Source organism: Streptomyces lateritius (assembly GCF_014649715.1).
Classification (GTDB): Bacteria; Actinomycetota; Actinomycetes; order Streptomycetales; family Streptomycetaceae; genus Streptomyces; species Streptomyces lateritius.
The window spans coordinates 154887-176054 of the sequence record NZ_BMTO01000018.1 but is presented as its reverse complement, the minus strand read 5'-3'; the positions used below and the strand labels follow the sequence as shown (position 1 = coordinate 176054).

The window sequence follows — 21168 nt, the reverse complement described above, 5'->3', positions numbered from 1 at the left end:
CCGCCTGGAGGAGGGTGACCGCGGCCATCAGGCCGCCGCCGGTCAGCACCCGGGCGGTGTCGCCGCGCAGGACGCCGTTGTCGATGACGTCGGCGTTGAGGGTGGGCAGGGCGAGCGAGGCGAGGGACTGGACGAGCTGGAGGAGGACGACGAGGGCCAGGGTGCGCCGGTAGGGCCGCAGCCGTCCGGCGACGAGTCCGAGAAGCATGGTCCGCGCCCCTCAAGCCGCGTACGGGCGGGTGGACTTGGCGTCGCGGAGGGCGCGTGCCCACCAGGCGACCTGGTCGAGCATCGACTTGGCGGCGGCGTCGGGGCCCGTGGGGTCCTTGTGCCGCCCGCTCTCGTCGAAGTGGCCGTGCGCGTTGTGGAAGGAGACGGTGTCGCGGACGGTGACGGCGTGCATCTCGGCGTAGACCTGGCGCAGTTGCTCGACCGCGCGCAGTCCGCCGGCCATCCCCCCGTACGAGACGAAGCCGACGGGCTTGGCCTGCCATTCGGAGTAATGCCAGTCGATGAGGGACTTGAGGGAGGCGGGGAAGGAGTGGTTGTACTCGGGGGTGAGGACGACGAAGGCGTCCGCGGCGGCCAGGACCGGGGTGACCTTGGCGAGTTCGGCGCGGACGGTGGCGGAGGGCTGGTACGAGAGGGAGGTGGGCAGGTCGATCTCGGCGAGGTCGACCACGTCGACGGTGAAGTCGTCGCGCTGGGCTGCCTGCCCGAGGAACCAGTCGGCGATGACGGGGCCGAAGCGGCCCTCGCGGTTGCTGGCGACGACGACCGCGAGCCTGAGCGGCGTGGCGGCCGTCGGCTGCGCGGAGTCCGCGGAATCCATGGCGTTCGTGGCGTTCGTGATGTCCATGCCGGAGATCGTTCTACCTCAACTATGGTTGAGGTCAAGCGTCGGTCTTCCGGCTTACGGTGAGGGCATGACGACACCGCCCCCGTACATCGAGATCGACGGCTCCCCCGCGGCCGACCCGGCCCTGCTGGAGAGCCTCATGACCGGTTACGGCCACTTCACCGCCGCGCAGGTGCGCGAGGGCCGGGTCCAGGGCCTTGACCTGCATCTCGCCCGGCTCGACCGCGCCAACCGGGAGCTGTTCGGCGAAGGCCTCGACGGGGAGCGCGTCCGTTCCCTGCTGCGCGGCGCCCTGGAGTCGGCGGGCCGGCGGGACGCGGCGGCGCGGGTGTACGTCTACCCGGACGTCGCCGGCGGCGCCCGGACGACCAGGACCGCGGTGACCCTGCGGGAGCCGTACACGCATGTCCCGGCGCCATGGCGGCTGAAGTCCGTGCCCTACTGGCGTCCCGCGCCGCACATCAAGCACCTGGGCGGCTTCGGCCAGACCTACTTCGGGGAAGCGGTCCGGCGCGAGGGCTTCGACGAGGCCCTCCTGACGTCCTCCGACGGCGAGATCGCGGAGGGCGCGGTCACCAACATCGCCTTCTGGGACGGCACTTCCCTGATCTGGCCGTCGGCTCCCTGCCTGCACGGCGTCACGATGACCCTGCTGGCCTCCCGCCTGGAGTCGACGCGCCGCCGGGTCACGCTGGCGGACCTGCCGGGGTTCCGGGCGGCCTTCGTGGCGAACTCCCGGGGGATCTCCCCGGTGGCCGGGATCGACGGGGTGGCGTTCGAGGTGGACGGGAAGCTGATGGACCGGGTGTACGCGGCGCGGGACTCGGCGCCCTGGGACGCGCTCTAGGTCGGGTCCGGAAAGTAGCGCCGTCTGCCCGCAGGGCAGGCGGGACTTCACGGACACGGCCTGGGGACCACCGGGAACGTGCGCCGGGCACGAGTTCCAGGGAACGGGCTCCAGGCGAGGAACGGCCGGCAACTGAACGCGCGGGAGCCGCCGTTCGCCCGCTCGGGTAGCATCGACGGCTCCGGACGAGCGGCATGGGGGTGCCCGGAGTGGTCGTGAAGTACGTCGTCTCTCCGCGCGGCGGCCGTCGCGCCCACCCCGACATCTCGTCCGCCCTCCGCGCCGCCGCCGCACGGGGCCGGGCAGCTCTGATCGAGATCGCGCCCGGCCGCTACGAGGAGGAGCTCACCGTCCGGGGGGAGGTCCAGCTGGTGGCGGCCCAAGGCCCCGGCTCCGTGGTGGTGGGCCGGCCCCGCGGGGCCGTACTGGACACCTTCGGGTCCGTCCACGTCCACGGCCTCGTGCTGACCGGCCGCGACGCCGACGTGGTCGGCTGCCACGCCGGGACGCTCACGCTCGAGCACACGGAGATCCGGGCGCCGGGCACGGTCGCCGTGCACGCGCGGCCGAACACCTCCGTCACCCTGCGGGACAGCGTGGTCCTGCACGGCAGGACGCTCTTCTCCGGCTCTGCCGGAGTCGTCGAACGGTGCCGGTTCACCGACGCCGCCGACAACGCGATCGCCGTGATCGAGGGCGCCCACGTCGCGGTCCGGAGCAGCCGGATCGAGGGCAGCAGGATCCACGGTGTGCGTGTCAGCGACGCCCGCGCCGAGGTCACCGGATGCGAGCTGACCGGCACCGGAAGCGCGGCCGTCATGGCGGACGCCCGGGCGGAGCTGGCCGTGACGGACTGCGCGATCACCGCCGTGCACGCCGAGGGAGTCATGTTCGCCGAGCAGTCACGCGGCACCGTGGACCGCACGCGCGTCACCGACGCGCAGCACGGGATCGCCGCCGCGACCGGCGCCGACCCGGTGGTGCGGGGCTGCGCGATGACCGACTGCCGCGACACCGGCATCAACGTCCAGACCTCGGCCCGGGGCAGGTTCGAGGACTGCCAGGTCGTCGGCGCGGGCAACGTCTCGGTGTTCTCGACCAAGGGGGGCGCTCCGGAGGTCCACGACTGCCGCATCTCGGGAGGTAACGTCGGCATCGCCGTCACCGAGGGCGCCAGAGGCCGCTTCACCCGCATCGGGATCGAGAATCTGACGAACTCCGCGCTGCGGGTCTGGAACGGATCGGGGGGCGTGTTCAAGCACGTCCGGGTGGACCGCTGCACTCTGGGCCTGGACACCAAGGGTGACGGCGGCACGACGGCCGACCTCGCCGACGTGGTGTTCCGTGACATCGAAACCGCGGTGACCGCGCTCGGCCAGTCCAGGGTCACCCTCAGGGACGTGAAGGCGGAGCGGGGAGTGGTGGGCTTCTTCGCCGGCGAGGAAGCCCAGGTGTTCCTGCACGACTGCGCTGTCACAGCGGTGAGCGTCGGCGGGGTCGCCGCGGCCGGCAAGGCGAAGCTCTTCGCGAGGAACCTCGTCGTGAACGGGTCCGAGGGAACCGGACTCGCCGGAAGCGAATCCGGCTACTTCGACGTCGCGAACAGCGAGTTCACCGACTGCGCGAGCGCCGGCGCCGCCTTCGCCGACGAGAGCGCCGGCCGCCTGGTGGACTGCGCCGTGAACGGGACACAGGGGCCGGCCGTCCTGCACAACGGCCGCGTCGAGCTCGTCTCACTGCGCACGTCGCTGCCGGTCGTCCGCAAGACCGTCCGCACGGTCGAGCAGACGCCGACGATCATCAACAACTACAACGGAGCGGTCGTCAACGGCACAGTCATCAACAGCCAGTTCTCGTGGAACAGCGACAACGTCATCCAGCAGCAGACGACAGAGGACGGTCCCGGCACATGAGTGACCCGCAGAGCGTGAACAACTACGACGGGCCGGTGTTCAACGGTCCGGCCTCCCGCAACCAGTTCGCCTGGAACAACGAGACGGTCACCCAGAACCAACAGAACAACAGCCCTGTCGCCCCGGGCTACGAGGCGCTCGCCGCGCTGGTCGCGGACCTGCTCCGCCAGCTCCCCCAGGCGGGCCTGCCCGACGAGCAGCGCGAGGACGCCGAGGTCGCGGCCGGTGAGGTCATGGCGACGATCACGCGGCCGGAGCCTCCCGAGGAGGGCCGGCTGCGCCGCGCGCTGGCCGCGCTCAGGGGCGCGCTGGCCCCGGTCGCGACGGGCGTGGTGGCCGGGACGACGGTGGGGGCGCAGGAGTGGGCCCTCCGGGCGATCGAGGGTCTGACCGGCGCCGTGTGACGGCCGCGCCGAGGGCCCGGGCCGCCCGGGCTCCGGTCGGTTCGCGTCGAGCTCCCCCTCGCGCTCCCGGCGTGCCCCACGGCACGCCGGCCTTCACCCGTTCGGCACGGAATGCCTGCTGACGCCACGCAACCCTGCCTGACCTGTGCAAACAGGGGGGACGCAAGGCGACACACCGCACCGTACGGCGTAATTCTGACCCTCCATCAGCAGGCGCCGGGCGCGCTCCGGCCATTACCTCGGTCCTAGGAAGACCGCTCGCGCGCCGCTTCGGAGGATCCTCATGCGCACCACTGCCCGCCTGCTCACCGGAACCGCGCTGGCGGTCGTCTCCATCGGCGCCCTCGCCGCACCGGCGGCCCACGCCGGGAACTCCGAGGCCCTCGAGGTCTACCCGTCCACCGCGACGCCGGGCACCATCGTCACCGTCAACACGCTGGCCTGCGGTTCGCGGGGCCACGGCATCGGCGACGCCCAGTCCCTCGGCGCGGGCGACTTCCAGCTGAGGCCGAGCACGCACAAGCAGGTCGTGGTCGGCCAGTTCACCGTCCCCCAGCACGCCAGGCCCGGCACCTACGGCATCAGCGTCGCCTGCGACAACGGCAAGACCGCTCGTGGCGACCTGGTCGTCAAGCACAAGGGCCCGAGCGGCCATGTCCAGACCGGTGTGGGGGGCAGCGTCGGCCCCGACACCGCCCAGGTCACGGCGGGCGCGGCGGTGCTGGCCGCGGCTGCCGTCGGCGGTACCTGGCTCCTGCGTCGCCGGGCGAGCGGCGCGCAGGGCCGCTGAGGGGTACCGCACGTCCTGCCCCCGTCGCGCGCCCGCACGAGGCCCGGCGGGGGCAGGGCCATGCATGTTTCGCGCACGCACGTCGCGGAGGAGGACCGTGAGCAGCAGAGGAAAGGGCTGGGGCACAGTCGCCGCCGCGTGCGTCGGCCTCTGGCTCGTCCAGAACGGCTCGGAGAACGTGACGCCGCCGGTCCCGTCCGCCGCGGAGGCGTTCGCCGCCGGGCCGAACGCGCACACAGAGGCCGCCGCCGACCCGCTGCCGCCTTCCGCCCCGGTCCGGCTGCGCATCCCCGAGATCGACGTCGACACGCCGATGATGCGGCTCGGCCTCGGCCGGAACGACACGCTCGACGTGCCGCCGGCCGGGGACCGCAACATCGCGGGCTGGTACAAGGACGGCACGACGCCCGGAGCCAAGGGCACCGCCATCGTCGCCGGCCATGTCGACAACGCGCAGGGCCCCGCCGTCTTCTACGCGCTCGGCGCGCTCAAGAAGGGCAACCGGATCGAGGTGGACCGCCAGGACGGGCGTACCGCCGTCTTCACCGTCGACGCCGTCGAGGTCTACGACAACGAGCGGTTCCCGGACGAGAAGGTGTACGGCGAGGCGGACCGGGCCGAGCTGCGGGTGATCACCTGCGGTGGCGGGTTCTCCGAGAAGACCGGCTACCGGGGCAACGTGGTGGCCTTCGGCCACCTCATCGGCGTGCGCTGACCAAGGCGACCGGTCAGCTCCACTGGTCGAAGGCGAGCTTCGCGACCAGTGAGAAGACCACGAACAGCAGCACCCCGCGCACGAACTCGGAGCCCCTGCTCAGCGCCATTCGCGCCCCGATCATCCCGCCGGCCAGGTTGAACACAGCCATGACCGCCGCCAGCTGCCACAGCACGCTGCCCTGGTAGGCGAACATCGCGAGCGCGCCCGCGTTGGTGCACACGTTGACGATCTTGGCGGTGGCGGAGGCGGTCACCAGGTCGAGGTGGAGTACGGCGGTGAGGGCGAGGACCAGGAACGTTCCGGTGCCCGGCCCGAAGAGGCCGTCGTAGAAGCCGATCCCCCCGCCGACGAGCACGATCGCGGCGACGATCCGGGCCCGGGTCGCCGGGACCCGGTCCGCCTCCGCCCGCGTGCCGAAGGACGGGTGCAGCATGACGAACGCCGCCACGCCGAGCAGCACCACCATGATCACGGGCCGCAGGACGTCGCTGCTGATCCCGGCGGCGAAGAAGGCGCCGCCCATGGAACCGGCGAGGGCCGCGAGCCCGATCCGTACCGCCGTCTTCACATGCACGGGCGCCTTGCGTACATAGGTGACGGCGGCGCCGGACGTGCCGACGATCGCGACGGCCTTGTTGGTGCCGAGGATCTGGGCGGCCGGCACCTGCGGAAGGCCGAGCAGCAGCGCGGGCAGCAGAAGCAGTCCTCCACCGCCGACCACGGCGTCGATCCAGCCCGCGACGAGCGCGGCGACGCAGAGCAGGACGAGCGTGGTCAGGGAGATGTCGGGCATGATCGCGAGCCTAGGGAGGAGATGGGTGTGAGGTCCATCGATCCCCGCGGTCTTTGAGCTACGTCTGAGCTTTGCGTCTCGGCTTGGGGCGGTGGCGGTGGCGGTACACGGGAGCCGCGCGCCTCACAGCGCGTGCGAACCGGATCTGAGGTCAGCGTTCCGTACGGGAAACAGACGGGATGCCGTCGGGAAACACCCGCACCGCACTCTTCGAGACATGAGTACACGGATCGTGGTGGTCGGAGGCGGAACGGCGGGCGTCCGGCTCGCCCAGCGCCTGCCCGTCACCCTCCTCGGCGAAGAGCCGCACGCACCGTACAACAGGGTGCTGCTCGCGGACGTCCTCGCCGGGCGGTACGCGCCCGAGGTGATCGCGCTGCCGGCTCCCCAGGAGCCGGTGCGGCGCGGTGTGCGGGCGGTGCGCATCGACCGCGCCGCCCGGATCGTGGAGTGCGAGGACGGCACGGCGGTCGGCTACGACCGTCTGGTCCTGGCGACCGGCTCCAACCCGGTGCTGCCGCCGCTGCGCGGGCTGCGCGGTTCCCAGCTGCCGGCGGGCGTCCACCCGTTCCGTACCCTCGACGACTGCATGGAGCTGCGGGCGCTCGTCCGGCCCGGAATCCGCGCGGTCGTCATCGGCGGCGGGCTGCTCGGGGTCTCCGCGGCCCGCGCGCTGGCCGCGCTCGGCGCCGAGGTGGTGCTGACCCAGCAGGGTGAGCGCCTGATGGAACGGCAGCTCGACACACAGGCCTCGGCGCTGCTCCGCGAGCATGTGGAGTCCCTCGGCGTCGAGGTGCACACCGAGTGCCGGGTCAGCGGTCTGCGTCAGGAGGACGGGGCGGTGACGGCCGTCGAGCTGGCGGACGGTTTCGTACTCGACGCCCAGGTCGTGGTCCTGGCCTGCGGGGTCCGGCCGCGCGTCGGCCTCGCCCGGGACGCCGGTCTCGACGTCCGCAGGGGGATCGTCGTCGACGACGAGCTGCGGACCTCCGATCCTTACATCCACGCCATCGGCGACTGCGCCGAGCACGACGGCCAGGTCTACGGACTGGCAGGGCCGGCCCTGGAACAGGCCGACGCGCTGGCGACCGTCCTGACGGGCGCCGCCTCGGCGTACACCCCGGGAGCCGGCGAGCCGGCGGGCGCGGCCCGTGCCACGAGCGCCGGACCCGGGACGCCGAACGGGGCCTTCGGCGCTCCCGGCGCCTCCAGCACCTCCGGCACCACTGGGGCTCCTGGAACTCACGGCGCTCCCGGTGCTCCCGGCGGCGACCTGCCCCGCCCTCCCGTCCCCGCCTACACCGGGACCCGGGCACTCACCCGGCTCACCCTCGGCGGGCCCGTCTCCCTCGACCTCGCCTCCTTCGGCGAGGCCACCGCCCAGCCGGGCGACGACGTCGTCCAGCTGACCGACGCCACCCGCCGCGCCTACCGCAAGGTCGTCGTCCGCGGCGACCGTCTGGTCGGCGGCGTGCTGCTCGGTGATCTCGCCGCGGTCGGGGCGCTCGCCCGGGCCTGGGAGGGCGACGAGGCCCTCCCGCACGCTCCCCTGCTTCACCTGCTCACCCATGACGGAGGCTCCTGAGATGTCGACCACGCCCACGCACACCCCCACCGTCGTCCTGGTCGGCCACGGAATGGTCGGCCAGCGCTTCCTGGAGGCGCTCGCGGACCGCGGCGTCACCGAGCGGGCGCGCGTCGTGGTGCTCTGCGAGGAGCCCCGCCCCGCCTACGACCGTGTCCAGCTGACCTCCTACTTCTCCGGCCGTACCCCCGACGACCTGTCGATGGTCGAGGACGGCTTCATGGCCAAGCACGGCATCGAGCTGTACGTCGGCGACCCGGCCGAGACGATCGACCGCGAGGCCCGCACGGTCACCGCCCGATCCGGGCAGGTCTTCGCGTACGACACGCTGGTCCTGGCCACCGGCTCGTACCCCTTCGTCCCGCCGGTCCCCGGCAAGGACGCGCGCGGCTGTTTCGTCTACCGGACCATCGAGGACCTGCTGGCGATCGAGGAGTACGCGAAGACCGCGACGACCGGCGCGGTCGTCGGCGGCGGTCTGCTGGGTCTGGAGGCGGCGGGCGCGCTCAAGGGCCTCGGCCTGCGGACGCACGTCGTGGAGTTCGCGCCGCGGCTGATGCCCGTGCAGGTCGACGAGGGCGGTGGCGCGGCGCTGCTGCGCACGATCGAGCAGATGGGGCTGAGCGTCCACACCGGTACGGGTACGCAGGAGGTCCTGACCACGGACGGCGCGGTGACCGGCATGCGCCTTTCGGACGGCTCCGACCTCCCCGTCGACATGGTGGTCTTCTCGGCCGGCGTACGGCCCCGGGACCAGCTCGCGCGCGACTGCGGTCTGGCCGTCGGCGAGCGGGGCGGCATCGCGGTCGACGAGCAGTGCCGTACCTCCGACCCCGCCGTCTTCGCGATCGGTGAGTGCGCCCTGGCCTCGGACGGCCGGGTGTACGGCCTGGTGGCGCCCGGTTACGAGATGGCGCAGACGGCGGCGGCGACGATCGCCTCGGCCGAGGAGCACTCCTTCACGGGTGCCGACATGTCGACCAAGCTGAAGCTGCTCGGCGTGGACGTGGCCTCCTTCGGCGACGCGCACGGCACGGCCGAGGGCTGCCTCGACGTCGTCTACTCGGACTCGCGCTCCGGTGTCTACAAGAAGCTCGTGGTCGACCGGGACGGCGTGCTGCTCGGCGGTGTGCTGGTCGGCGACGCCGACTCGTACGGCATGCTGCGGCCGCTCACCGGCTCCGTGCCGCCGGTCTCCCCCGAGCAGCTGGTGCTGCCGGCAGGCGCGGGCGCGCCGGTCGCGCTGGGCCCGTCCTCGTTGCCCGACGACGCGGTGATCTGCTCCTGCCACAACGTCACCAAGCACGCGATCAGCCAGTGCACGTCGCTGCCCGAGGTGAAGAAGTGCACCAAGGCGGGCACCGGCTGCGGCAGTTGCCTGAAGGTGATCGGCCAGCTGCTGCCGGCGGCCACCGACAAAGGGCTCTGCGGCTGCTTCTCGTACACCCGAAGCGAGCTCTACGAGATCACCCGCACTCTGCGGCTGACCTCCTTCGCCGAGCTGATCGACTCGCACGGGCGGCCGGAGGCGCGCGGCGGCGACGGCTGTGAGGTGTGCAAGCCGACGGTCGGATCGATCCTGGCGAGCCTCGCGCCCGTCATCAAGGCGAGCGGCTACATCCTGGACGGCGAGCAGGCCTCGCTGCAGGACACCAACGACCACTTCCTGGCGAATCTGCAGCGCAACGGCTCGTACTCGGTCGTCCCCCGCATCCCGGGCGGTGAGATCACCCCGGAGAAGCTGATCGTGATCGGGGAGGTGGCCCGCGACTTCGGGCTCTACACCAAGATCACGGGCGGCCAGCGGATCGACCTGTTCGGTGCCCGGGTCGACCAGCTTCCGGCGATCTGGACGCGGCTCGTCGACGCGGGCTTCGAGTCGGGGCACGCGTACGGGAAGTCGCTGCGCACGGTGAAGTCCTGTGTGGGCCAGACCTGGTGCCGCTACGGCGTCCAGGACTCGGTGAAGATGGCGATCCAGCTGGAGCTGCGCTACCGGGGCCTGCGCTCCCCGCACAAGCTCAAGTCGGCCGTCTCCGGCTGCGCGCGGGAGTGCGCGGAGGCCCAGTCGAAGGACTTCGGCGTCATCGCGACGGCGAGCGGCTGGAACCTGTACGTCGGCGGCAACGGCGGCGCGACCCCGCGCCACGCCGACCTGCTGGCCCAGGACCTGTCGGACGCCGAACTGGTGCGGCTGATCGACCGGTTCCTGATGTTCTACATCCGTACCGCCGACCGCCTCGAGCGCACCTCGACCTGGCTCGAGCGCCTGGAGGGCGGCCTCGAGCACCTCAAGGACGTGGTCGTGCACGACTCGCTGGGACTCTGCGACGAGCTGGAGGCGCTGATGGCGGCGCACGTCGACGACTACCAGGACGAGTGGGCGCAGACCCTGGACGACCCCGACCGGCTGCGCCGTTTCGTGTCGTTCGTGAACGCGCCGGACGCGCCGGACCCGTCGGTGAAGTTCGTGCCCGAGCGCGACCAGATCAAGCCGGACCTGACGGTCCTCACCATCGGAACCCGCCTGGAAAGGGTCTGAAGCCATGAAGCTCGAACTGTCTCCGTCGCCCGACGCCTGGATGACGATCTGCGAGGATTCCCGGCTGACGCCGGGCCGGGGGGTAGCGGCGCTGCTGCCGGACGGCCGGCAGGCGGCACTGTTCAAGGACCGGTCGGGGCGCGCGTACGCGATCGAGAACCGCGATCCCTTCACCGGGGCCCAGGTGCTGTCCCGCGGGCTGCTGGGGTCGGCGGGCGGGCGGCCGTTCGTGGCCTCGCCGCTGCTCAAGCAGCGCTTCGACCTGGAGACGGGCAAGTGCCTGGACGACGAGGAGGTCTCGGTGACGGTGTATCCGGTGCGGACCGTGTGAGCAGAGGTTCCTGACCGTACGTCCCCACCGAGCGTTCTTGACCGTACGTTCCAGATGACCATAGGGTCAGAGCGTGGCCAGGACCAAGGAATTCGATCCGGACGCCGCGCTCCAGGCAGCGCTCGAGCTGTTCTGGAGGCGCGGCTACGAGGCGACGACGATGTCGGACCTCGTCGAGCACCTCGGGATCGGCCGCGCCAGCATCTACGCCACCTTCGGCAACAAGCACGCGCTGTACATGAAGGCGATGGAACGCTACAGCGGGGCGAACCACCCCGTCCTGACCGCGGAACTCTCCGAACCGGACAGCGCCTTGGCGGCCGTACGGTCCGTGGTGCGCCGGTTCGCCGCCGAGGCGGCGTCGGACGAGGTCCGGCTGGCCGGGTGTTTCATCACCAACACGGCGGCCGAGCTGGGGCCGCACGACACCGCGGTCGCCCAGCGGGTCGAGCTGAGCTGGGAGCAGGTCGAGACCCTGCTCCACTCGGCCCTCGTCCGGGCGCGGGCCCAGGGGGAGCTGCCGGCGGACCGTGACCCGCGGGCGCTGGCACGGATGCTGCTCGTGCTGCTGCAGGGCATCCGCCTGGTCGGCAAGGCGTCGAGCGACCCGGCCAGGGTCCGCGACGCGGCGGAGCAGGCACTGACCCTGCTGGACTGAGGGATCACGGCCGAAAGGGGCGCCATGTGGCGCCCTTTCTTTCGGCCCAGATATTGGAACGTACGGTCAAGATCGGGGGTGGGTGATGCCGAACTGGGGACGCGGCGCGTACGCGGGGCCGGAGGCCGCGCACGGAGGCGGGACCGAGACCGGGCCGGAGTGCGGGCCGGGGAGCGGGCCGGGGAGCGGGCGACACCCCGTCACCGTTCACGCCCGCCCGGTCCGCCCAGGGGTTCGGCGCGGCACTCGTCGCTCCCGCCGCCAGGGCGGTGCTCCGCGGCCCCTTCCCCGAACCGGCGGCGTACGGCGGGGCGATGGCGACCCGGGGCGGGCTCTCCGTCCTCGGCGCCACGACGGGAAACCCGCTCTCGTGCGGCCTGCTGCCCGGCCTGCTCCTGCTCCCGGCCGCCGCCGCCTCCTTCGCCGGGGCCGCGGCGCCGGCCAACGACGGCGTACCGCCGCACCGGCCGGGGCTCGCGGGCGGCGTCCTCGACACGGCGATGGAGCTGCGGCCCACGGTCCTCTTCGCCGCCCTCCTCACGCTCGGCGGCGACGCCTCGTCGCCTGCCGCGACGGCCGTCGGCTTCGCCGCCCTGGCCGCGCTCACCACCCGGGTCAAGTAACCACACGAAGTGATCGCGCTTCATCGCAGAGGGAGTCGGCACCACATGTCCGCACGCTTCACGCACAAGACCGTCCTCGTCACCGGCGCCGGAAGCGGTCTCGGCCGGGCCGTCGCGCTCGCCTTCGCCGCCGAGGGCGCGCAGGTGGTCGTCTCGGGGCGGGGCGCCACCGCCCTCGACGAGACGGTGTCCCTGATCGAGGCCGCCGGCGGCACCGCCGCCGCCGTGGTCGCCGACGTGTCCCGCGCGGAGGACACCCGGCGGCTCGTCCGGCGCACGGTCGAACTCTTCGGCGGCCTCGACGTCGCCGTGAACAACGCGGGGGTCTTCCGGGGCGGCCACTCCGCCGCCGACTTCCCGCTGGAGGACTGGCAGACGCTCCTGGACATCAACGTCACGGGCGTCCTGCACTCCCTGCAGGCCGAGATCGGCCACATGCGGGCGCACGGCGGCGGCGCGATCGTCAACATCTCGTCCAACCTGGGACCGCACGTCCGCGTCCCCGGCGTCTTCGGCTACCAGGTCTCCAAGGCCGCCGTCTCCGCGATCACCCGGGCCGCCGCGCGGGACCACATCGCCGACGGGGTCCGGATCAACGCGGTCAGCCCCGGCGCGTCGGATTCGACGATGTCGCTGCTGCCCGGTGAGACCGAGGCCGAGCGGGAGGTGCGGATGAAGGAGCAGTCACCGCTCGGCCGGATCTCGACGGCCTCCGAGATCGCGGCGGCCGTGCTCTACCTCGCCTCGGACGACGCCGGATCGGCCGTCGGTACGGACCTCGTGATCGACGGAGGCGTCTCGGCGTGACCGGTCAGCCGTGACCGGTCGATGGGCTCAGCCCTGGACGGCGGCGGGGTCCATCCACATGACCTCCCAGTGGTGGCCGTCCGGGTCGGTGAAGGAGCGGCCGTACATGGTGCCGTAGTCCAGGGGCTCCTTCGCCGCCGATCCGCCGGCGGCGAGGGCCCCGTCCGCCAGCTCGTCGACCTTCTCGCGGCTCTCGGCGCTCAGCGCGATCAGCACCTCGGTCGTCTTCGTCGCGTCGGCGATCTCCTTGCCCGGCTTGGTGAACTCCTTGAACTTCGCCTCGGTCAGCAACATCGCGAAGATCGTGTCGCTGATGACCAGACACGCGCCGGCGTCGTCGGAGAACTGCGGGTTGAAGGAGTAGCCGAGCTTGCCCCAGAAGGTCTTCGAGGTCTCGAGGTCCTTCACGGGCAGGTTCACGAAGATCATCTGGTTCATCGGGGTCTCTCTCTTCCGTCTCGTGCGTACCGGCCGTATCGGCGCTTACGAGAGTTAAGACGGGGCGCCGTCCGGAAACTCATCGCCGCGCCGGAGTCTTTTTTCGAAGGACCTCCCGGACGCCGGGCGGCCGGGTGGGCCGGATCCGGCTAGCGTCGAACCATGAGCCCCGCAGGCAAGAGGATCATCGAGAAGCTCTCGGACGAGGCGCTCGCCGACGCGACCGGCAAGGGCTGGGCCGACTGGTTCGCCCTGCTCGACGCCTGGGGTGCGACGGGCCGCGGCCACACCGAGATCGCCCGGCATCTGGTCGAGGCCGAGAGCGTGAGCGGCTGGCACGCACAGTCGATCACCGTCGGCTACGAGCAGGAGCGCGGCATGCGCGAGGTCGGCCAGTCCTCCGCCGGCGACTGGCAGCTGAGCGCGAGCAAGACGGTGAACGCCCCGGCCGCCCGCTGCACGGCCGCCTTCGCCGACGAGGAGCTGCGCCGCCGCTGGCTCCCGGAAGGAGAGCTGGAGGTACGCGCCCACCGGCCGGGGAAGTCTCTGACGGCGGACTGGGACGGCGGGGCGAGCCGGATCGCGGTCTACCTGACACCGAAGGAAGCGGGCAGGACCCAGGTCGGCCTCGGCCACACCAGACTCCCGGACGCGGACGCGGTCGCGGCGTACAAGGAGTTCTGGCGCGAGCGGCTCGCCGCCCTCAAGGCGCTGCTCGAGTCGGGCGAGTCCCCCGGCTGAGGGTCCTGCTCGGGGCTGGGCTCACGAGCTCACCACAAAGGCTCGGCCGACCCGGTCGCGCTGCCGGCTCAGCGGTTGATGGAGAACACCACCCTGACGCCGTTCGTGGAGTTGATCCTCTCGTTGAGTCCCCAGATCCGGCCGGTGGACGGCGCGTACCCGAGGTTCTGCGTGTAGACCGGAGAGGTCGTCAGGACGTGCGGCGCCGCGTCGGGACGTGCCTTGTGGATGCAGGAGAAGGGTGCGCCGGCCGGGTCTCCCGAGCCTCCGCCGACCCCCGAGGGGCAGTCGCCCGCGAGGTAGTAGTCGGTGCCGTCGGTCGCCGCGCCCTGCATGCCCCAGATCGGGGAGGAGTATCCGACGGTCGCGTGCCCGTAGGGCAGGGCCGAGTTGGCGTCGAGCGCCCAGCGGATGACCCGGCCGCCCGCCGCGCCCCGCTTGAACTCGGCCGAGACCAGTCCGTCCTGACCGGAACGGTCGAGGCTGAGGGAGTTGAGGCAGGGGCGGTCGCCGGTGGTGGTCGAGCAGGCGCCGCCGTCGCTGGTGGTGACGTACTCGCCGATCATCGGCAGGGCGTAGTTGCTCCAGCGGGCCGAGGACGTGGTGCCGGAGATGCCGACCGCCTCGGTGCTGGAGTTGACCTTCCAGATGTGCCGGAGGTCGTAGACCTGGAGCCAGCGCCCGTTGGCGACGAAGACCCGGTTGCCGTACCAGACCACGCCGTCCGCATGGCTGCTGACGCGCGTGAAACTGCCCTTGCCGTTCGCGTCGACGGTCGGCTTGACCAGCAGCAGGTGGTTGTAGCGGATCTGCCCGCCCTCGGCGTTGACGAGGCTGACCCGGGCGAACTCGTTGGGCACGGGGCTGGGGCCCTGCATTCCCCGGCTGAAGTGCCAGGAGGCGAGGAAGGCCGTGCGCCCGTCCACCTTGCCGTCGGGCTGGGCGTCGTACGAGCCGGTGATGCCCTGCGGAGTCCAGCCGCCCGTGTCCGTCCACGAGTTGGAGGTGTCGTCGCCCTTGTCCCAGCAGAAGCCGGCGGGGCTGAGACCGGTGGCCAGCCCGGTCGTGTGGCACAGGTTGTTGATGCCGGTGCGGCCGCCGGAGGTGAGGACCTGGGTGGAGTTCTGGACGGTGACGGCCCCCTGGGCCTCGACGGCCGTGATGGCCTTGTCGTTGTCGGCGAAGGTGGTGCCGGCATAGAGCTTGAATTCCGATACGGCGGCCGGGTCTAGCTGCCCGAAGGGCATCGCCGCCTGCGCCTCGCCCGCTCCCGCCCCGACGACCGCGAGGCTGCCGGCGAGGGTGGCGAGCGCGGAGCCGAGGACGGCCATCCGAACCCGCCAGCTTGTGTGTCGTGTCTGTGTCATGGCAGCAGCCTAGGCGCGGCGTCCCGAGCGCATCTCCCCAGGCCGTGGCGGGAGGAAGGACAGGGGGTGTCTCCGCGGTCGTGCCCCGACCGCGACCCGACGCTTCCCCTTCATCGGATGTTGCTGCACAGTCAACTCCGTACTTCTAGGTTCCGGAAGCGCGCGACCCCGCCGCCGACCGGTGCGGTGGGGCGGTCACCACCACCCCCTCTGGAGTGAGACGTGGAGCGACGCAGTTTCCTGCGCGGAGCTGTCATCGGTACGTCGGCCGCCGCCTTCGGCGGCACCCTGATGCGCGGGGCCGCCTACGCGGCGCCCGCCCAGCCCGGCGCGGGTCCCTACGGGGCCCTCGGCACCGCCGACGCCAACGGCATCCTGCTGCCGAGCGGATTCAGCAGCCGGGTCATCGCCCGGTCCGGCCAGAAGGTCGGCAGCACCTCGTACACCTGGCACAACGCACCCGACGGCGGCGCCTGCTTCACCGACGGCACCGGTTGGATCTACGTCTCCAACTCGGAGATCAACCCCGGCGGCGGCGCGAGCGCGGTGAAGTTCAGCTCGACCGGCGCCATCACCGGCGCGTACCGCATCCTCTCCAACACCCGCACCAACTGCGCGGGCGGCAAGACGCCGTGGAACACCTGGCTCTCCTGCGAGGAGGTCAGCCTCGGCTACGTCTACGAGACCGACCCGTACGGCGTGAACGCGGCCGTCCGCCGTGACGCCATGGGCAGGTTCAAGCACGAGGCCGCCGCCGCCGACCCCGTCCGCAAGGTGATCTACCTGACCGAGGACGAGACCAACGGCTGCCTCTACCGGTTCGTCCCCACCACCTGGGGCAACCTCTCCTCCGGCACGCTCCAGGTCCTGCGGGCCGGCACCGCGACCTCCGGCTCCTTCACCTGGGCCACCGTGCCGGACCCGGACGGCTCCCCGACGTACACCCGCGACCAGGTCTCGGGTGCCAAGCGGTTCAGCGGCGGCGAGGGCTGTCACTACGCCAACGACACCGTCTGGTTCACCACCAAGGGCGACAACCGCCTCTGGCAGCTCAACCTCCTCGACAACACCTACGAGCTGGCCTACGACGACTCGCTCGTGGTCGGCGGCGGCGCGCCGCTGACCGGTGTCGACAACGTCACCGGCTCCTCCTCGGGCGACCTGTTCGTCGCCGAGGACGGCGGCAACATGGAGATCTGCGTCATCACGCCGGACGACGTCGTCGCGCCGTTCCTCCGGATCAGCGGCCAGTCCGGTTCCGAGATCTGCGGACCGGCCTTCTCTCCCGACGGCCGCCGGCTGTACTTCTCCAGCCAGCGGGGCACGACCGGCAGCTCCTCGGGCGGCATCACCTATGAGGTGACGGGTCCGTTCCGCGCGTAGAGACGCTCCACCCGGGCCCGTGAGTGCCCCGCGACCCCTTGGGCGCCGCCGAGCAGGGCGGCACCCAAGGGCGTCAGTGTGTGCAGGACCGCGTTGCCGTGCCGCAGCGTGGCGACGAGTCCCGCCTCGCGCAGGACTCCCGCGTGCTGGCTGGCCGAGGCGAGCGACACCCCGGCCCTGCGGGCCAGTTCGCTGGTGGTGCCGCCGTCGCCGATGGCGTGCAGGACAGCCGAGCGCGTGTTGCCGACGAGCTTGGCGAGGGAGGACCCGCCCGGCTCGTGGACGGTCGGCGCCTCGCAATGGGTGGTCGGGTAGACGAGGACGGGCGGCAGCGTGGGGTCGCGCAGGACGACCGGGGCGCCGCGGCAGAAGTACGAGGGCTGGAGCAGCAGCCCCCTGCCGTCGAGGTGGAGGTCGCGGTCGACGGGATAGTCGGCCTCCAGGACGGGGGCGCGCCAGCGCAGCATCGGCGGCAGGGAGGCGAGGAGTTCGTCCGCGCCACCGTCGAGCAGTGCCCGGCCGCGCAGCGCCCGCTCGGCCTCGACCCGGGCCCGGATGTGGGGCCAGTACGGCTCGATGGCGGCCCGGTGGTAGCTGCGCAGGGCCCCGAGGAGCCGGCTGAACGGTTCCGCGCCGCCCTCGGCGAGCACGCGCAGCGAGTGGGGCACCGTGCGGCCGCCGGCCCGGTGGGCGCCCAGCAGCGCCAGCTCCCTGCGGAGCCGGGCCTGCGGGGTCGCGCGGACCGCCTCCAGTCCCTCGTCGAGGCCTTGGAGCCCCTCCGCGGGGGTCAGGAAGTCCGGGAAATAGCCGCGGCTGGGGACCAGGGCGGCAAGCAGCCGGGTCTCACCGTTGAGCCGTGTGCGGGCCTCCGAGCGCCATTCTCCGTAGACGACCGACCCGCGCCGGTCCCTTAAGCGATGAAAACTGAGAATCGTTTCCCACAGAACGTCGGGCCGGGCGGCCATCCGGACCCCGGCCAAGTCGTTTGCGGTGAAATGAATCCGCAGCATTGAACCCCCACCTGTGCACTCGCAACCACCCCCGTCAACGAGTATGCACACCATCACAGGACGTTACCAGGGTGTTTCAGCCACACTTGAAAAGCATCGCGGGGAACCGGCCGGAACCGAAAAGCTGTGCGTGTCGGGCAGGAAACCTTCAGGACCGAGGTGACGTGGCGAAGACCGTGGGGGGCTTTGCGCGTCCGGCGGCGGTCGGCGAGGGTTGCGGCTCACTTGCCCGGCATGGGTAATGGGCGCGGTCACCGGGTGGGGATCCGGGGGCCGCGCCCGTCCCGTTCTTTGCTAGATGAATCGTGGAAAGTTCAACGCGGAAAGTTCAACGGCCAATAATTCGAGCGGCCGTGATTGAACATGAACTCACATTTGAGCAACATCACGGGGCGGACGAAATACGACGGGGCGGACACCTCCGCACAAGGTGTCCGCCCCGTCTCTCTTGCGCCCGGATCCGCCGCCCGCCGGTGAGGGTTGGGTTGACCGACGGCGGATCCGGTGATCTTTGCTACTGAACGCTGGTTCAGCGGCGGTCACCACCGCCCCGACCGCTGGTTCAGCGGCTGTCGCTGCCGCTCGACTCGGCCGCCGCGCGGCCCGCCTCCAGACGCGCCACCGGGATCCGGAACGGCGAGCAGGAGACGTAGTCCAGGCCGACCTCGTGGAAGAAGTGCACCGACTCGGGGTCGCCGCCGTGCTCGCCGCAGACGCCGAGCTTGATGTCCGGGCGGGTGGCCCGGCCGGCCTCGACGGCGCTGCGGACCAGCGCGCCGACGCCGTCCTTGTCGATGGTCTCGAACGGGGAGACCCCGAAGATGCCCTTCTCCAGGTACGCGGTGAAGAACGAGGCCTCCACGTCGTCGCGGGAGAAGCCCCACACCGTCTGGGTGAGGTCGTTGGTGCCGAAGGAGAAGAACTCGGCGGCCTCGGCGATCTGACCGGCGGTCACGGCGGCACGCGGCAGCTCGATCATGGTGCCGAGCGCGAGCTTCAGCTCCACGCCGGTCTTCGCCTGGACCTCGGCGATGACCTGCTCGGCCTCGTCGCGGACGAGCTCCAGCTCCTGGACGGTGCCGACGAGCGGGATCATGATCTCGGCGCGCGGGTCGCCCTTCGCCTCGATGCGCTGGGCCGCGGCCTCGGCGATCGCGCGGACCTGCATGGTGAACAGGCCGGGGATGACCAGGCCCAGGCGGACACCGCGCAGACCCAGCATCGGGTTCTGCTCGTGCAGCCGGTGCACGGCCTGGAGCAGCCGCAGCTCGTTCTCGTGCGGCTCCTTGCGGGCCTCGGCGAGAGCGACGCGTACCGACAGCTCGGTGATGTCGGGCAGGAACTCGTGCAGCGGCGGGTCGAGGAGCCGGACCGTGACGGGCAGGCCGTCCATGGCCTCGAACAGCTCGACGAAGTCCTTCTGCTGCAGCGGGAGCAGGGCCGCCAGGGCCTCCTCGCGCTCCTCGTCGGTGTCGGCGAGGATCAGCTTCTCGACCATCTCGCGGCGCTCGCCGAGGAACATGTGCTCGGTGCGGCACAGGCCGATGCCCTGGGCGCCGAAGCGGCGGGCGCGCAGCGCGTCCTCGGCGTTGTCCGCGTTGGCGCGGACCCGCAGCCGGCGGACGCGGTCCGCGTAGGCCATGATCCGGTGGACGGCGCCGACCAGCTCGTCGGCGTCGTCGGCGCCGGCGTGCATCCGGCCCTCGAAGTACTCGACGACCGGGGACGGCACGACGGGGACCTCACCGAGGTACACCTTGCCGGTGGAGCCGTCGATGGAGACGACGTCGCCCTCCTCGACGACCACGCCGGAGGCGGTGGTCATCCGGCGGCGCTTGGTGTCGACCTCGAGCTCCTCGGCGCCGCAGACACAGGTCTTGCCCATGCCGCGGGCGACGACGGCGGCGTGCGAGGTCTTGCCGCCGCGCGAGGTCAGGATGCCCTCGGCGGCGATCATGCCGTCCAGGTCGTCCGGGTTGGTCTCACGGCGGATCAGGATGACCTTCTCGCCGGAGCGCGACCACTTGACGGCCGTGTACGAGTCGAAGACCGCCTTGCCGACCGCGGCGCCCGGGGAGGCGGCGATGCCGCGCCCGATCTGCTCGACCTTGGCGTCCTCGTCGAACTTGGGGAACATCAGCTGCGCGAGCTGGGCGCCGTTGACGCGCTGGAGCGCCTCGGCCTCGTCGATCAGGCCCTGGTCCACGAGCTGCGTGGCGATGCGGAACGCGGCACCGGCGGTGCGCTTGCCGACACGGGTCTGCAGCATCCACAGCTGGCCGCGCTCGATCGTGAACTCGATGTCGCAGAGGTCCTTGTAGTGGACCTCCAGCGTCTCCATGATCTGCATCAGCTGGTCGTACGACGCCTTGTCGATCGACTCCAGCTCGGCGAGCGGCACGGTGTTGCGGATACCCGCGACGACGTCCTCGCCCTGCGCGTTCTGCAGGTAGTCGCCGTAGACGCCCTGGTGGCCGGAGGCGGGGTCGCGGGTGAAGGCGACGCCGGTGCCGGAGTCCGGGCCGAGGTTGCCGAAGACCATGGAGCAGACGTTGACCGCGGTGCCCAGGTCGTGCGGGATGCGCTCCTGGCGACGGTAGAGCTTGGCGCGGTCGGTGTTCCAGGAGTTGAAGACCGCCTCGATGGCCAGGTCCATCTGCTCGCGCGGGTCCTGCGGGAAGTCGCGGCCGGCCTGGGCCTTCACGATCTTCTTGAAGTGCTTGACGAGCTTCTTGAGGTCGGCGGCGTCGAGGTCGGTGTCGACGGTGACCTTCTTGGCGGCCTTGGCCTCTTCGAGGGCCTCCTCGAAGAGCTCGCCGTCGACGCCGAGGACGGTCTTGCCGAACATCTGGATGAGGCGGCGGTACGAGTCCCAGGCGAAGCGCTCGTCGCCGGCCTGGGCGGCGAGACCGGTGACCGACTCGTCGGAGAGGCCGATGTTCAGCACCGTGTCCATCATGCCGGGCATGGAGAACTTGGCACCGGAGCGGACCGAGACGAGCAGCGGGTTGTCGGCCTGGCCGAGCTTCTTGCCCATCTTCTGCTCGAGCGCGTCGAGGTGCGCGGTGACCTCGTCGCGGAGCTCGACCGGCTCGGAGCCGCTCTCGAGGTAGACCTTGCACGCCTCGGTGGTGATCGTGAACCCGGGAGGAACCGGCAGGCCGAGGTTGGTCATCTCGGCCAGGTTCGCGCCCTTGCCACCGAGCAGGTCCTTCAGGTCCCTGTTGCCCTCGGTGAAGTCGTACACGAACTTCTGATCTTTGTTTTCCGACACGGGTCTCGACTCCTCGAGGCTCGGTGGCTGCCCTGACGGCGAGGAACATACCCAGATCGAAGGCTTCTGGGGAGGTACGCCTACC

19 protein-coding genes and 1 pseudogene are annotated in these 21168 nt (G+C 71.5%); 13 read left to right on the top strand and 7 right to left on the bottom strand.

What is annotated here, in order from left to right:
- Nucleotides 1–208: pseudogene (locus IE136_RS36120) on the bottom strand (ABC transporter ATP-binding protein); the annotation flags it as partial.
- A 12-nt stretch (nucleotides 209–220) separates the two neighbouring features.
- Entirely contained in the window at nucleotides 221–832 is a 612-nt protein-coding gene (locus IE136_RS30550) for an NADPH-dependent FMN reductase (RefSeq protein WP_229819313.1), read from the bottom strand.
- Between the two features lie 94 nt (nucleotides 833–926).
- Here IE136_RS30550 and IE136_RS30545 point away from each other — a divergent pair, with 94 nt between their 5' ends.
- The 5 genes from IE136_RS30545 to IE136_RS30525 all read left to right on the top strand — a co-directional run bounded on the left by IE136_RS30545 (nucleotide 927) and on the right by IE136_RS30525 (nucleotide 5528).
- On the top strand, nucleotides 927–1706 hold the full coding sequence (locus IE136_RS30545) for an aminotransferase class IV (RefSeq protein WP_158987078.1): 780 nt from the start codon (nucleotides 927–929) through the stop codon (nucleotides 1704–1706).
- Nucleotides 1707–1900: 194 nt separating this feature from the next.
- Nucleotides 1901–3619 (top strand): right-handed parallel beta-helix repeat-containing protein, encoded by a 1719-nt coding sequence (locus IE136_RS30540; RefSeq protein WP_229819309.1) that lies wholly within the window; start codon nucleotides 1901–1903, stop codon nucleotides 3617–3619.
- Nucleotides 3616–4023: a hypothetical protein gene (locus IE136_RS30535; RefSeq protein WP_158987080.1), complete on the top strand. Its 408-nt coding sequence runs from the start codon at nucleotides 3616–3618 to the stop codon at nucleotides 4021–4023. The genes IE136_RS30540 and IE136_RS30535 overlap by 4 nt, the downstream gene beginning before the upstream one ends.
- Nucleotides 4024–4306: 283 nt before the next feature.
- On the top strand, nucleotides 4307–4813 hold the full coding sequence (locus tag IE136_RS30530; protein ID WP_189601921.1) for a GVDTG sorting domain-containing protein: 507 nt from the start codon (nucleotides 4307–4309) through the stop codon (nucleotides 4811–4813).
- Nucleotides 4814–4877: 64 nt separating this feature from the next.
- Nucleotides 4878–5528, top strand: a complete 651-nt coding sequence (locus tag IE136_RS30525; RefSeq protein ID WP_506417212.1) for a class F sortase — start codon at nucleotides 4878–4880, stop codon at nucleotides 5526–5528.
- A 13-nt stretch (nucleotides 5529–5541) separates the two neighbouring features.
- Here IE136_RS30525 and IE136_RS30520 read toward each other — a convergent pair whose 3' ends face one another.
- On the bottom strand, nucleotides 5542–6324 hold the full coding sequence (locus IE136_RS30520) for a TSUP family transporter (protein WP_189601920.1): 783 nt from the start codon (nucleotides 6322–6324) through the stop codon (nucleotides 5542–5544).
- A gap of 217 nt (nucleotides 6325–6541) precedes the next feature.
- On the opposite strand from IE136_RS30520, the gene IE136_RS30515 reads away from it, so the two are divergent.
- The 6 genes from IE136_RS30515 (at nucleotide 6542) to IE136_RS30490 (ending at nucleotide 12870) form a co-directional block, all read left to right on the top strand.
- Nucleotides 6542–7909: an NAD(P)/FAD-dependent oxidoreductase gene (locus IE136_RS30515; protein WP_189601919.1), complete on the top strand. Its 1368-nt coding sequence runs from the start codon at nucleotides 6542–6544 to the stop codon at nucleotides 7907–7909.
- A 1-nt stretch (nucleotide 7910) separates the two neighbouring features.
- Complete coding sequence (gene nirB, locus IE136_RS30510; protein WP_189601918.1) at nucleotides 7911–10451, top strand: nitrite reductase large subunit NirB; 2541 nt, start codon at nucleotides 7911–7913, stop codon at nucleotides 10449–10451.
- 4 nt (nucleotides 10452–10455) lie between these two features.
- Nucleotides 10456–10782 (top strand): nitrite reductase small subunit NirD, encoded by a 327-nt coding sequence (nirD, locus tag IE136_RS30505; RefSeq protein ID WP_189601917.1) that lies wholly within the window; start codon nucleotides 10456–10458, stop codon nucleotides 10780–10782.
- Nucleotides 10783–10855: 73 nt separating this feature from the next.
- Entirely contained in the window at nucleotides 10856–11440 is a 585-nt protein-coding gene (locus tag IE136_RS30500; protein WP_189601916.1) for a TetR/AcrR family transcriptional regulator, read from the top strand.
- 314 nt (nucleotides 11441–11754) lie between these two features.
- On the top strand, nucleotides 11755–12063 hold the full coding sequence (locus IE136_RS30495) for a hypothetical protein (protein WP_229819307.1): 309 nt from the start codon (nucleotides 11755–11757) through the stop codon (nucleotides 12061–12063).
- A 45-nt stretch (nucleotides 12064–12108) separates the two neighbouring features.
- On the top strand, nucleotides 12109–12870 hold the full coding sequence (locus IE136_RS30490) for an SDR family NAD(P)-dependent oxidoreductase (protein WP_189601915.1): 762 nt from the start codon (nucleotides 12109–12111) through the stop codon (nucleotides 12868–12870).
- Between the two features lie 27 nt (nucleotides 12871–12897).
- Here the strand turns inward: IE136_RS30490 and IE136_RS30485 are convergent, their stop codons facing one another.
- Nucleotides 12898–13308 carry a VOC family protein gene (locus IE136_RS30485; RefSeq protein ID WP_158987098.1) on the bottom strand — a complete coding sequence of 137 codons (411 nt, stop codon included), beginning with the start codon at nucleotides 13306–13308 and terminating at the stop codon, nucleotides 12898–12900.
- 162 nt (nucleotides 13309–13470) lie between these two features.
- On the opposite strand from IE136_RS30485, the gene IE136_RS30480 reads away from it, so the two are divergent.
- The gene (locus tag IE136_RS30480; protein WP_189601914.1) at nucleotides 13471–14049 is read left to right on the top strand and encodes a hypothetical protein; all 579 of its coding nucleotides are present in this window, start codon (nucleotides 13471–13473) and stop codon (nucleotides 14047–14049) included.
- Between the two features lie 68 nt (nucleotides 14050–14117).
- Here IE136_RS30480 and IE136_RS30475 read toward each other — a convergent pair whose 3' ends face one another.
- Complete coding sequence (locus IE136_RS30475; RefSeq protein ID WP_158987102.1) at nucleotides 14118–15416, bottom strand: hypothetical protein; 1299 nt, start codon at nucleotides 15414–15416, stop codon at nucleotides 14118–14120.
- 222 nt (nucleotides 15417–15638) lie between these two features.
- Between IE136_RS30475 and IE136_RS30470 the strand changes: the two genes are divergently transcribed.
- A complete protein-coding gene (locus IE136_RS30470; RefSeq protein ID WP_158987104.1) occupies nucleotides 15639–16799 on the top strand; it encodes a PhoX family protein in 1161 nt (386 codons plus the stop codon).
- Here IE136_RS30470 and IE136_RS30465 read toward each other — a convergent pair.
- Together IE136_RS30465 and ppdK are read right to left on the bottom strand one after the other, a co-directional pair.
- Nucleotides 16769–17809 carry an ArsR/SmtB family transcription factor gene (locus tag IE136_RS30465; RefSeq protein WP_189601913.1) on the bottom strand — a complete coding sequence of 347 codons (1041 nt, stop codon included), beginning with the start codon at nucleotides 17807–17809 and terminating at the stop codon, nucleotides 16769–16771. The genes IE136_RS30470 and IE136_RS30465 overlap by 31 nt on opposite strands.
- A gap of 562 nt (nucleotides 17810–18371) precedes the next feature.
- The gene (gene ppdK, locus IE136_RS30460) at nucleotides 18372–21083 is read right to left on the bottom strand and encodes a pyruvate, phosphate dikinase (RefSeq protein WP_189601912.1); all 2712 of its coding nucleotides are present in this window, start codon (nucleotides 21081–21083) and stop codon (nucleotides 18372–18374) included.
- Between the last annotated feature and the right edge of the window lie 85 nt (nucleotides 21084–21168).

Excerpts from the sequence above, each read along its gene's own strand:
- IE136_RS30525 (WP_506417212.1), top strand. The coding sequence starts at position 4,878 with ATGTTTCGCGCACGCACGTCGCGGAGGAGGACCGTGAGCAGCAGAGGA.
- IE136_RS30545 (WP_158987078.1), top strand. The coding sequence starts at position 927 with ATGACGACACCGCCCCCGTACATCGAGATCGACGGCTCCCCCGCGGCC.
- IE136_RS30535 (WP_158987080.1), top strand. The coding sequence starts at position 3,616 with ATGAGTGACCCGCAGAGCGTGAACAACTACGACGGGCCGGTGTTCAAC.
- IE136_RS30515 (WP_189601919.1), top strand. The coding sequence starts at position 6,542 with ATGAGTACACGGATCGTGGTGGTCGGAGGCGGAACGGCGGGCGTCCGG.
- nirB (WP_189601918.1), top strand. The coding sequence starts at position 7,911 with ATGTCGACCACGCCCACGCACACCCCCACCGTCGTCCTGGTCGGCCAC.
- IE136_RS30530 (WP_189601921.1), top strand. The coding sequence starts at position 4,307 with ATGCGCACCACTGCCCGCCTGCTCACCGGAACCGCGCTGGCGGTCGTC.
- IE136_RS30480 (WP_189601914.1), top strand. The coding sequence starts at position 13,471 with ATGAGCCCCGCAGGCAAGAGGATCATCGAGAAGCTCTCGGACGAGGCG.
- IE136_RS30520 (WP_189601920.1), bottom strand. The coding sequence starts at position 6,324 with ATGCCCGACATCTCCCTGACCACGCTCGTCCTGCTCTGCGTCGCCGCG.
- IE136_RS30490 (WP_189601915.1), top strand. The coding sequence starts at position 12,109 with ATGTCCGCACGCTTCACGCACAAGACCGTCCTCGTCACCGGCGCCGGA.
- IE136_RS30495 (WP_229819307.1), top strand. The coding sequence starts at position 11,755 with ATGGCGACCCGGGGCGGGCTCTCCGTCCTCGGCGCCACGACGGGAAAC.
- IE136_RS30540 (WP_229819309.1), top strand. The coding sequence starts at position 1,901 with ATGGGGGTGCCCGGAGTGGTCGTGAAGTACGTCGTCTCTCCGCGCGGC.
- IE136_RS30550 (WP_229819313.1), bottom strand. The coding sequence starts at position 832 with ATGGATTCCGCGGACTCCGCGCAGCCGACGGCCGCCACGCCGCTCAGG.
- nirD (WP_189601917.1), top strand. The coding sequence starts at position 10,456 with ATGAAGCTCGAACTGTCTCCGTCGCCCGACGCCTGGATGACGATCTGC.
- IE136_RS30485 (WP_158987098.1), bottom strand. The coding sequence starts at position 13,308 with ATGAACCAGATGATCTTCGTGAACCTGCCCGTGAAGGACCTCGAGACC.
- IE136_RS30475 (WP_158987102.1), bottom strand. The coding sequence starts at position 15,416 with ATGACACAGACACGACACACAAGCTGGCGGGTTCGGATGGCCGTCCTC.
- IE136_RS30465 (WP_189601913.1), bottom strand. The coding sequence starts at position 17,809 with ATGCTGCGGATTCATTTCACCGCAAACGACTTGGCCGGGGTCCGGATG.